Genomic DNA, 11,679 nt, shown 5'->3' with positions numbered 1-11,679 from the left:
ATAACATTAAATATTTTCAAATGCCATACCCTCCGCCGACAAAGGCATGCTTGGTCAGCTAAGGGTGGATTTCCGACCTCATCTGCGATACAATAGAGTCAAACTGTTGAAAGGGGAATGAAACTTTGAAAGCTTATGAAAGACTGCTGAAGTACGTAATAGTACGTACGCCGAGCGATGAGGACAGCGGGACCGTGCCGTCCTCACAGTGCCAGTTCAAGCTGGCGGAAATACTGGAAGAAGAGATGAAAGCACTCGGCCTTGCCGACGTCCATACGGACAGCCAGTGCTATCTGTACGGGAAGATACCGCCGACACCGGGTTATGAGGACAGATCTGCCATCGGTTTTATCGCCCATATGGACACGGTGTCAGATTTCTGCGGCCACGAAATCAAACCTGTCATTACAGAAAATTATGACGGGGAAGATTTCACGCTTGGGGAAAGTGGCCGCGTACTGAGCACAGATACGTTCGGACATCTGAAAGGATTGAAAGGATGTACACTTATCACCAGCGACGGGACTACCATTCTCGGGGCGGACGACAAGGCAGGCATTGCAGAGATTCTGACGATGGCTGAGCGTCTGAGGGATGAAAGCATTCCACATGGTCCAATCAGCATCGCCTTCACACCGGACGAGGAGATTGGGACAGGGGCCGCCCATTTTAACGTGGAAGACTTTGGTGCGGAATATGCATATACGCTGGACGGCGACACAGAAGGCGAAATCCAGTATGAGAACTTCAATGCGTGCAAGGCGCGGTTTGATATCAAAGGATTCAATGTGCATCCCGGCTCTGGTAAGGATACAATGATCAACGCAAGTCTGGTCGCTATGGAAATCAACTCGCTTCTTCCCGGGATGGAGACGCCAAGGGGGACGGAAGTCTACGAAGGCTTCTACCACCTCGTCAGCATGTCAGGGGAATGTGGCAGCGCACAGCTTAACTATATCGTCAGGGATCATGACAGCAGCTTCTTCGAGTCCCGTAAGAACACGCTGCGGCTCATTGAAAAGAATATGAATGACAGGTGGGGGGAAGGAACGGTCAGACTGACGATTACAGAGCAGTATAAGAATATGGCCGGGATAATAGACGGATGCATGCACCTCATCGACAATGCGAAAGCAGCATGCGAAAAAGCCGGCGTGGAACCGATCATCCTGCCAATCCGCGGAGGTACGGACGGCTGCCAGCTCAGCTACAAAGGGCTTCCATGCCCGAACCTTGGCACCGGCGGGCACGCCTACCACGGTCCGTATGAGCATATCACCGTAGAAGGCATGGATAAAAGCGTAGATATCATCATCGAGCTGGTGAAGCTATATGCTGGTGAAGTCCGGCAAGTAGAATAGGATAATACGCAGCGCGGCTTACGGACCCACTCCATAACGTAAAAAATGCTGCTCCACCTAATCATGGAGCAGCATTTTTGATTACAATTCTTTAATTTCTTCTTTAAACCCTTCCCCGACGACTTCGTTGGACTCCATTATTATCGTAAAGGCCTGCGGATCAATCTTATGCACCATTTTCTTAATCGTGTACATCTGCTTATTGTTACATGCACACATGACGACGTCTTTCTTCTCCTTGGAGTAGCTGCCCATTCCTTTCAATATCGTAGAGCCTCTTCCGGAGTACTCGTCAATCTGCTCCGCCACGTCCTCCCCGTGCTCCGTGACGATGAATGTCATCTTGCCTTCGTCGATGCCGTACATGATACGGTCCATCACGATTGCCATAAGGTAGGTGACAATCACACCGTAGATAAACCCGTCAACGTCCTTGAACACGAGTACGCTTCCGAGGATAATCGTCATGATATCAAGGGCAAACGTGATGATGCCAAGTGTCATATGCGGTCTTACCTTCTTGATTGCAACACTGATGAAATCCTGTCCGCCTGTGGACGAACCGCGCATGAAGATCATGGCATAGCCTATACCGCACAGCACCCCCATACACAGGGCCGCCAGCAGGCGGCTGCCTTCGTATACAGGCAAAAGCGGGGCCACGTAGTCCATAAGGACAGAAGATATGATCATGGACTTCAGTGATTTCAGAAAGAAATTACGCCCCAGGAACTTATAGCAGAATATAGCTACCGGAATATTCAGTATGATTGTTCCCAAGCCGACCGGCAGTCCGAGCAGGTGGTACATGATGATCGCGATTCCAGAAAATCCTGCCACGGGAAAATTTGCATTCAGGGCAAAATTATATACGCCGATCGCTATGACCATACCGGCTGCTATATCAACGAGGATATCAATTCCGGTCTCTTTCCAGTTTATTTTTTTCATCTTTAATTTACCTCTCTTTCCCTGTCTTTATCTTCATGTCAGCCCTCACATTTAAGCTTCGGAATTCCCAATTACACGCAAAAAAACAGCCACAAACTATAAAAATATAATTCGCAACTGCTCTTATGTTTATAAGTATATCTACAGAATATTTTTTTGTCAACACATCAGCTGAAAATATTTCTGTTAAAACGTACTGTTATGGAAGGTTCCATTTTCTGCACTGCTCTATCCTGCGCCCATCGTCTCCCTGTTTCTCGTCATATGCAAACTTCGTCAGCAGATCACAGGGAAACTGTACGCACTGCCCGCAATGTTCGCTGCTCTTTTCCTCGCAGCACGACTTGACCGGGCAGGCCTCTCCCCAAAACGGCTTGTCTATGCTGCAGCAGCCACCGCAGTTCATCTGTTCCCTGTATCCGCACTTGCTGCACTGCAGCCCGCATCTTGATTCAATCATATGGTCCACACTCCTTTTTTATAAAAGCATAGCACGACTAACATGACATCTGTATGTCAGCATTATAATTAATTTTGTGCGGTTACATGATATAACGTCACAGGCTGTCAGTATCCTTTTCCCTGGCCTCCAGAAAACGGCCCCGCCTGACCGCGTCCTTCCCATACTTTTTCTTTATCTCATCCAGTGCCTTATCGAGCTTTTTCTGTTTCGCACCTCTACCCGTGTCTGTTTTTCTACGGTCATGTTCCACAGGCAGGTCAAAAATGGTCAGCTGCTCCGGCTCATCCTGCTTGACGAGCTTCGAGCTTCGTATGCCAAGCAGACGGATTGGCACTTTCGTCCACAGTTCCCGGAACAGCTGTACCGCAGTGTGATAGATGTCCGTATCGCTGTTTGTCGGTTTTGTCAGCTGCCGCTGGTGGGACGCCGTCTCAAAGTTGTAGTATTTGATTTCCACACTGAGCATCCCCGCCTTCTGTTCCGCTTCACGCAGTCTGGCGCCCACGCTCTCAGCAAGTCCAAGCAGCACCTTTCTGGCTTCCTCCTCCGTCGCCACATCCTTAGAAAGGGTCGTGGAATTGCCGATTCCTTTGGCCTCCGTCTTTTCCGTTATCACTTCGGAATTATCAATACCATTGGCATATTCCCACAGTTTCCTTCCGTGGCTTTTCAGATGAAGCTCCAAAATCTCCGGATCTGCCTGCGCCAGATTGCCTATCGTACGTATCTCCAGCTTCTGGAGCGTCTCTACACTAGAATGGCCTGCCATATACAGCTCCCAGACAGGCATCGGCCACATCTTCGCCTTTATCTCTTCCGGAAACAGGGTATGTACTTTATCCGGCTTTTCAAAATCAGAAGCCATCTTCGCCAGCAGCTTGTTCGTAGAGATTCCTATATTGACCGTGAATCCGAACTTCCTGTATATCTCGTTCTTTATCTCCAGCGCTCCTGCTACAGGTGAGGCATATTGTCCCGCTATCCCCGTGAAATCCATATAGCACTCATCCACGCTCACCTGTTCGATATCCGGTGTACAGGACCGCAGATATTCCATCAGCCGACTGCTGTACTCGTGGTACAGAGCATGGTCGGGCGGCTCCATATGCAGGCTGCCACACTTGCGAAGGGCATTCACAACAGGTTCTCCTGTGCGAATGCCGAACTTTTTCGCAGACAGCGACTTTGCCAGAACTACACCGTGGCGTGACTCCTGGTTTCCACCGATAATGGCAGGTATCGTTCTGATGTCTGTCTCTGCACCATTCTTTAGTTGTTCTACTGCCGTCCAGCTTAAATAAGCCGAATTGACATCTATATGGAATACGATACGACGCATGCCCTGGCCTCCTGAGATTCCGCTTACTCCCGTGCTGTCTCTATTTTATCATGCAGAACATATGTTTACAAGAGGTTCTTCCGGGTGCTTGCGGCGAGCTTTCCACTTTCCACGTCGATGACAATCGTCTCTCCCGCTCCGATATCCCCCTGGAGCATCAGCTTTGCAGCCAGCGTCTCCACATTCTTCTGCAGGTAACGCTTAAGAGGCCTTGCACCGTAGGTAGGGTCGTAACCGCCCTCCACCACAAGATTCTTTGCCGCTTCTGTGAGAGCTATGGATATCTCTTTGTCTGCAAGACGTTTATTCACATCGTCTGTCAGCAGATCGATGATACTGTAGATATCATCTTTTGTCAGCGGTTTGAACATAATCATCTCGTCGAGCCGATTCAGGAATTCAGGCCGGAAGTGTGCCCTCAAGTCATCCATCACCGCGTCCTGGCTCTCCTGGCTTATATTGCCGTCCGCATCGATTCCGTCCAGCAGATAGGCGGAGCCGATATTGGATGTCATGATAAGAATCGTATTCTTAAAATCTACCGTGCGTCCCTGTGAATCAGTGATACGACCGTCATCCAGCACCTGCAGCAGCACGTTGAACACATCTGGATGTGCCTTTTCTACTTCGTCAAACAAAACGACCGAATACGGTTTCCTTCTGACGGCCTCTGTGAGCTGTCCTCCCTCGTCATAGCCGACATATCCCGGAGGAGCTCCTATCAGCCTGGACACGGAATACTTCTCCATATATTCGCTCATGTCGATACGAATCATATTGTTCTCGTCATCAAAGAGGCTTTCCGCCAGCGCCTTCGCAAGCTCTGTCTTGCCGACTCCCGTAGGGCCGAGGAACAAGAAGGAGCCTATGGGCTTGCCCGGATCTTTGATACCTGCTTTGGATCGGATAATCGCTTCCGTGACAAGCTCCACCCCTTCATCCTGGCCGATGACGCGCTTATGGAGCTCATCCGCCAGATGAAGCGTCTTGCTCCTCTCGCTTTCGTTTAGCCTTGAGACAGGTATTCCGGTCCATCTTGATACGATTCTGGCAATCTCTTCGTCGGTCACGCTTTCGTGGACAAGAGAACGTTCTTCATCTTTTATCCTGGCTTCTTCCTCTTCCAGCTGTTTTTTGAGCTGCGGCAGCCTGCCATACTGAAGTTCGGCCGCCTTTTCCAGATCGTATGACTGCTGTGCCTTCTGGATGTCTTTGTTCACCTGTTCTATCTCTTCGCGCACCTTTTGCACCCGTTCCACACCGACTTTCTCATTATCCCACTGGGCTTTCTTTCCGGCGAACTCTTCCCGCAGCTCAGCCAGCTCCTGCTGCAGATGCCCGAGCCGGTCCTTGCTTAACCGGTCTTCTTCTTTTTTAAGCGCGGCTTCTTCAATCTCCAGCTGCATAATCTTGCGCTGCAGTTCATCCAGTTCTGCAGGCATGGAATCCAGTTCTGTCTTGATCAGCGCACATGCTTCATCTACCAGGTCGATGGCCTTGTCGGGAAGGAAGCGGTCCGAAATATACCGGTCCGAAAGCGTGGCAGCCGCTACAAGTGCCCCGTCCGTAATCTTGACACCATGGAATACTTCATATCTCTCTTTTAAGCCACGGAGAATCGATATCGCGTCCTCTACTGTAGGCTCATCCACAAGTACCGGCTGGAAACGACGCTCCAGAGCTGCATCTTTCTCGATGTACTGGCGGTATTCATCCAGCGTGGTCGCGCCGATACAGTGCAGCTCTCCTCTGGCAAGCATCGGCTTGAGCATATTTCCTGCATCCATGGCCCCGTCCGTCTTGCCCGCACCTACAATCGTGTGCAGCTCATCTATGAACAGGATAATCTTCCCGTCACTGTTCTTCACTTCTTCCAGCACCGCTTTCAGGCGCTCTTCAAACTCGCCGCGGTATTTGGCCCCTGCCACGAGCGCACCCATATCCAGCGAAAATATCGTCTTATCTTTTAAAGCCTCCGGGACATCTCCTCTTACGATGCGCTGGGCCAGCCCTTCCACGACCGCCGTCTTTCCGACACCCGGCTCACCGATAAGGACAGGGTTATTCTTCGTCTTTCTTGACAGGATACGCACAAGATTCCGAATCTCGGCATCTCTGCCGATGACCGGATCCAGCTTCTGGTCTCTCGCTCTTTCTACAAGATCGGAACCATATTTATTCAATGTGTCATAAGTTGCTTCCGGATTATCGCTCGTAACCTTCTGGCTGCCCCTCACAGTTGCAAGTGCCTGAAGAAAAGCATCTCTCTTGATTCCAAGTTCACGGAAGATCAGCTTCAGTTCTTTATTCGGATATTTCAACAGAGAAAGGAACAGATGCTCTACAGATACGTACTCATCCCCCATCTGCTTCGCCTCATCTTCCGCGTGGATAAGCGCCTTGTTCAGATCCTGGCCGACAAAGGGCTGCCCGCCCTGTACTTTTGTGCGCTTGCGGAGTCCTTCTTCCACCCTGTTTATAAAGACTGTTTTTTCTATCCCCATCTTTTCCATCAATTTCAGAATCAGACTGTCATCCTGTACGAGCAGAGCATAGAGCAGATGTTCCTGCTCAATTTCCTGGTTGCCGTATTCCACCGCGGCGCGCTCACAATCCTGTACCGCCTGAAGTGACTTCTGTGTAAATTTATTTATATTCATAGTAGCTGCCTCCTAACGTGCATGATTTCAATTTGTTCTATACGTACTATAACAAATATTATCAGCACTGTCAACCATTGAGTGCTAATTATTTGAAACTAAATGCCACTTCACTCAAAAAACCTATGCCATCCAATCCACGGCATAGGTTTTTCATATGATAAAATCTTCCACATCAATTCACACCACACTCCATGCCGTCTCATTGCAAGCGGCAGACCATTATATATTCTTCGTCATTTTCATCCACAATTTCAAAGCCCAGTTTCTTATACATGTTCACGGCATAATTTGTTTTCTGCACTGCAAGTGAAGCCTGATTATATCTTTTCCGCTTCAATATGCAGAGCATCTCCTCCATCAGAGCAGTTCCTATCCCTGCTCCCCGGTATGCTTTGTACAGGGAAACGGCAAAGGAAGGGGTCTTGTCATCGATGTGTCCATAATCATCCATAATGCGGACCCAGACAGCTCCCACCACTTTCCTGTCCACTTCTGCTACAAGGCCTATATCATCCTCTCTCTTTCCAAAGCCGGTGATATATATCTGCAATTCCGGCTTCTTCGTTATTGTCTTTGGCGGCGAGGCTGCGCCTTCTGGAATAAAGATTGCCTCATACAGGAAATCCTCCAGCAGGTCATACTCTTCTTCCGATATTTCCCTGATTATATACTCCATAACCCCTCCCGGTTCCAGCCCCGGCTACAGGGAATAGACCCACATGGCCGCTATCTGGTCCTGAATCTCGGTGAACTTCCATGTCCGGCTGCTGTTCTTCTGGCTGAACGGGTCGTTTATCGTCAATTCGCCGTTATTGTAGCCTGTCAGCACGATGAAATGACCGTTATCTGTAAAATCCCCCGGCCCCACGCTGCAGATGACCGGATGTCCTGCCTGAAGTTCTGCAGCCACCTGCTGTTCCACAAGCGGAAGTTCCCTCGCAGACACGTTCCAGTTGGACGGCGCCTCTTCCATAAAACGCCAGTATGTATTGTTATTCTCATCTACGAATCCATTCTCTGAACCGTAAGCCGCAACTTTTGCCGGCGTAACCGACCAGTCTCCTGTAAGTCCGCTGACTACCATGGACAGGCATGTCGGACCACACCCGCTCACAGCTACGATACTTGTGCCATAGGGCGCGTATCCCCACCGCTCGTCCCACTGGAGCAGCAGTGGAATCTGCCCCTTCGTATATCCGCTGCCGACGGTATCGGCATTCGGGCCGTCTTTTTTCTTCCCGTAATCTTCTACGAACTGTACGGTCTCCTCATTCTTATCGAGAAGCTCTATTACACCTTTCGGATATCCGGCTGCCGCCGCTTGTTTCTTTACACGGGCCAGCTGCTCCGCGGCTGTCTCCTCTTTTGATTCTGTGATTTTCTTCTTTGCCTTTCGATTGTCGTCCTGTGTACCGTCTGCTTCTATTTTTGCCGCCGCCAGCGTCCCATCCTTTTTGGATTGCTGCATTCCAAAGCCGTAAACGGTTGCCGCGATTAGTACGATAAAGCCGCCAAGAATAACGAGCTGCCTGTGTACCTGCTGTCTTCTCCTTCTACTGCTACCCATGTCTTCCCCTTCTTCATATGTATGTAAATATGAAACAATAAGTTCAATGCTGTTATCCATTTCATGCTGTTAATTATACAATAACGGGAAAGGTGCCGCAACTTAATACACCTTAAGATTTTATTATAATTCTGTTCTATAATAATCGTAAAGGCGAAGGACAACAGATTCGTACCCTCCCTGTTTATGCGGCTTTGACGTATCTTCCGGCTGGTTGTCAAGCTCCGGCTTACAGTAGGATGCAAGGCTTTATTTCCATATATTCCCTCGAAAAGCCGACCGTTGAAAATGTATGCAATCCATGATACTATTGTGACACTGGAAGTTAATTCATTCAATTTTGCGGGAGGTATGTATGCATATAGTATTTCTGGATGCCAAGACTATTGGCGATGATATCGATTTATCAGGATTTGAAGAACTCGGAACTGTTACCAAGTATCCTTTTTCTACTTCAGAGCAAGTGCCTGAACGGGTAAGAGATGCAGACGTTATCGTTATAAACAAAGTGCAGGTCAATGCGTCCACTGTCGGGGACGCCAGACGGCTTAAGCTCGTCTGTGTTACCGCGACGGGAACGAATAATCTGGACAAGGATTATCTGGACAGCCGTCATATCGCCTGGCGCAACGTGGCCGGTTATTCTACCGAGTCAGTCGCTCAGCACACATTTGCCATGCTGTTCTATCTGCTGGAGAAGCTGCGCTACTATGACGATTATGTCAAGGAGGACCGCTATACGAACGACACTATCTTTACTCATTTTGAAGAAGTGTTCTACGAATTGGCTGGCAAGACATGGGGGATTATCGGGCTCGGGAACATCGGCAGACGTGTCGCTTCCATCGCAGAGGCTTTTGGCGCGCACGTCATCTACGCTTCGCCTTCGGGCAGCGCCCCCCAGGAAGGCTACCATCAGGTGGATATGGATACATTGCTCCGGGAATCAGATATTATATCCGTCCACGCCCCGCTGAACGAATATACGCAAAATCTCATCAACGCTGAAAAGCTGAAGAAAATGAAAAAAAGCTGCATCTTCCTGAACCTTGGCCGGGGCCCTATCGTCGTGGAAGAGGATTTATGCAATGCACTGGAACAAGGCGACATTGCAGCAGCAGGGCTGGATGTGCTGTGCGAGGAGCCTATGAGCCCTGCCAATCCGCTGCGGCGTATCAGAGACAGCCGGCGGCTGTTTATCACCCCCCATGTAGCGTGGGCCAGTGTGGAGGCGAGGACGCGGCTGATGGGTATCATACTGGGGCAGATAAAAGAATATTTTGAGCAAATGTGAGTTTACGTAAAGTGGCTGCGTACAGGGAGCCGGGTGGCATCTGCTCCGATGCGTACGAAGCTCCGACTATTTCACGTAGCCCTAACCCTACGGAATGTGCGCCGGTAGCGGCTTACATCCCGCAGGATAAGGGCTACGGAAAGGATTCTCCGCCTCTTCCGCTTACACCTGCGCATCTCCCACCCGGCTCCCCGCCCGCTATCTACTTTACTTAACAAGGGCGAGGACGGCTGTGTAACGTTACTGGCCAGCGGATGAACGCTGGCTGCGTGAGATGAATGATAAGATTTAACAAGCTTAACATGTGCAGCATAGAGAACAATTTAGTCGTTATTTAGCGTTTGCAGCAAAACGCAGATATGGCGGATATTTATGTTATGCACACCATTTGGCTTTGTAGGCTTCTAGTCGTTTATATTCAGCAATCGGGTAATAGCGCTGAGATACAGCTTCTTTCCGGTATCGGGAATTTTAAATTCTGTTACATCCGTAGCCCATTTTTCATTAGGCTTTCCTGTATTGAAATCTCTTCTGAGCTTATTTTCAGCAGTAGCTTCCGCCTTGGAAGAATGGTATGTTTTCTTGTTTTTTCTGATAGCAGAATGTATTCCAAGTTTCTTCATAATCCTATGAATCCGGTTCTTGCTATAGTTCGTGTGATTGAAATGATTTATCCAACTTGTCATTCTCCGGTAGCCTAAGATGCGGCAAAAACGTTCATCGTACTCTTTTGTCAGTTCTGCCAGCTTTAAGTTCTCTGCCTCCTGTTCAGGAACTGGGCGGTGCAGCCGTTCCACTTCATCCACTCCGTCATCTGCTTTATGGTGCCCGCGCCAATCTAACAAGCCAGTTCCACAATTCGCATCATGTTTTTTTACTCAGGAATAAACCTGGCTGTATGAAACATCATACAAAGAAGCTGTTTCTTTGTAATCTCTATCATGGGCAATGCAGTATTTGACAATTTCTTTTCATTCTTCCAAAGATGTTTTTCTCCGCGCTTCTGCCATATGGACCTACCTCTTAGGATTATAATCCTTAAGCTTTCTATTGGCATTATACAACGAAACCCAATGTAACAAAACAACTGCTGTACTAATTTTGTGTTTTGCAGCAAGGTCAACTGCGGAGCCTTTTCCAGAAAGATACTCTTCAACCACTATTGTTTTGAATTCCGCAGTATAAGATTTATTACCTGCTGAACACAAGAACCCCTCTGCTCCTTGCTCTTGATACTGCCGTACCCATCGTTTAAAGCACCCCGGTGCTGCCTCATATCCTAACTTATGTGCTTTTTCCTCCAAGGAAAAAAGCCCATTCAGATATCCTTCCACAATATTCAATTTTTCTTCAGAAGTATATTTCCTATACATAAAATACCCCCTAAGTAGATGTTGGTTATTTACCTTGTCTACTTAAGGGGTATCATATCAGATTCCGGCTCTTCTTATATTAGGATTTCTTTTCGTCAAAGGACTTTAGCTTGCTTAGCCCCTTATCACTATGCTGACATAGACAAAGCACTTCCATCAGCCAATAACGTCACACAGCCGTCCCCGCCCGTGCCAGTAAAGTAGATAGCCGCTGGGGAGGCAGGGGACATATGCGAAGGTGTAAGCGGAAGGGACGGAGAATCCTCACCAGATTCCTTGGCCCGTGGGGTGTGAGCCGCTATCGGCGAACATTCCACAGGCTTAGGAATCTGTGTGATAGTCGCAGTCCCGGACGCATCGCAGCAGATGCCCTCTGCCTCCCCAGCGGCGTCCTAATTTACTTAAACTTCCACTTCTTTGCCTGCTCTGATAATTCTTTCAATTCTGTTTTTGACATCTCTTCGAGATGTTCTAGTTTGTACAGGAATTCCTCTGCACTTTCTTTTGCCCGGATTTTGACAATTTCCATATAGTAGCTCACCACAATGCCAGGTATGATTGCCAGGACGATGACTCCGTATATGCCCAATATGACTGTGGCAGTCCTTCCGAGTACCGTGACTGCCGTAATATCTCCGAATCCTATCGTTGTCACGACAGAGAAGCAG

The 11,679-nt window shown here is 48.7% G+C and carries 11 protein-coding genes; 2 read left to right on the top strand and 9 right to left on the bottom strand.

Annotated features, from left to right (window positions below):
- The first annotated feature begins 125 nt into the window (after window positions 1-125).
- A complete protein-coding gene (gene pepT / locus HMPREF0980_RS00140; RefSeq protein WP_049727149.1) occupies window positions 126-1,361 on the top strand; it encodes a peptidase T in 1,236 nt (411 codons plus the stop codon).
- 81 nt (window positions 1,362-1,442) lie between these two features.
- On the opposite strand, the gene HMPREF0980_RS00135 is transcribed toward pepT, so the two are convergent.
- The 6 genes from HMPREF0980_RS00135 to HMPREF0980_RS00110 all read right to left on the bottom strand — a co-directional run bounded on the left by HMPREF0980_RS00135 (window position 1,443) and on the right by HMPREF0980_RS00110 (window position 8,344).
- Window positions 1,443-2,312, bottom strand: a complete 870-nt coding sequence (locus tag HMPREF0980_RS00135; protein ID WP_049727148.1) for a YitT family protein — start codon at window positions 2,310-2,312, stop codon at window positions 1,443-1,445.
- A 199-nt stretch (window positions 2,313-2,511) separates the two neighbouring features.
- A complete protein-coding gene (locus HMPREF0980_RS00130; RefSeq protein ID WP_049727147.1) occupies window positions 2,512-2,772 on the bottom strand; it encodes a DUF3795 domain-containing protein in 261 nt (86 codons plus the stop codon).
- Window positions 2,773-2,869: 97 nt separating this feature from the next.
- The gene (locus HMPREF0980_RS00125) at window positions 2,870-4,114 is read right to left on the bottom strand and encodes a DNA polymerase Y family protein (protein WP_049727146.1); all 1,245 of its coding nucleotides are present in this window, start codon (window positions 4,112-4,114) and stop codon (window positions 2,870-2,872) included.
- A 65-nt stretch (window positions 4,115-4,179) separates the two neighbouring features.
- Entirely contained in the window at window positions 4,180-6,774 is a 2,595-nt protein-coding gene (gene clpB / locus HMPREF0980_RS00120; protein WP_049727145.1) for an ATP-dependent chaperone ClpB, read from the bottom strand.
- 202 nt (window positions 6,775-6,976) lie between these two features.
- Window positions 6,977-7,453 carry a GNAT family N-acetyltransferase gene (locus HMPREF0980_RS00115; protein WP_049727144.1) on the bottom strand — a complete coding sequence of 159 codons (477 nt, stop codon included), beginning with the start codon at window positions 7,451-7,453 and terminating at the stop codon, window positions 6,977-6,979.
- Between the two features lie 24 nt (window positions 7,454-7,477).
- The gene (locus HMPREF0980_RS00110; protein ID WP_049728266.1) at window positions 7,478-8,344 is read right to left on the bottom strand and encodes a C39 family peptidase; all 867 of its coding nucleotides are present in this window, start codon (window positions 8,342-8,344) and stop codon (window positions 7,478-7,480) included.
- A 355-nt stretch (window positions 8,345-8,699) separates the two neighbouring features.
- Here HMPREF0980_RS00110 and HMPREF0980_RS00105 point away from each other — a divergent pair, with 355 nt between their 5' ends.
- On the top strand, window positions 8,700-9,638 hold the full coding sequence (locus HMPREF0980_RS00105; RefSeq protein WP_049727143.1) for a D-2-hydroxyacid dehydrogenase: 939 nt from the start codon (window positions 8,700-8,702) through the stop codon (window positions 9,636-9,638).
- A gap of 404 nt (window positions 9,639-10,042) precedes the next feature.
- On the opposite strand, the gene HMPREF0980_RS18820 is transcribed toward HMPREF0980_RS00105, so the two are convergent.
- From HMPREF0980_RS18820 to HMPREF0980_RS00090, 3 genes are all read right to left on the bottom strand, one after another.
- Window positions 10,043-10,483, bottom strand: coding sequence for an IS3 family transposase (locus tag HMPREF0980_RS18820; RefSeq protein WP_147629761.1), 441 nt, complete (start codon window positions 10,481-10,483; stop codon window positions 10,043-10,045).
- A 171-nt stretch (window positions 10,484-10,654) separates the two neighbouring features.
- Window positions 10,655-11,011 (bottom strand): transposase, encoded by a 357-nt coding sequence (locus HMPREF0980_RS18815; RefSeq protein ID WP_049727142.1) that lies wholly within the window; start codon window positions 11,009-11,011, stop codon window positions 10,655-10,657.
- 397 nt (window positions 11,012-11,408) lie between these two features.
- Window positions 11,409-11,679 (bottom strand): potassium channel family protein (locus tag HMPREF0980_RS00090; RefSeq protein WP_147629783.1); only part of this gene is annotated, 271 nt, incomplete at its 5' end.

It is taken from the genome of Dorea sp. D27, assembly GCF_001185345.1.
GTDB lineage: Bacteria > Bacillota > Clostridia > Lachnospirales > Lachnospiraceae > Extibacter.
This window is presented reverse-complemented; position numbering and strand designations above follow the sequence as displayed.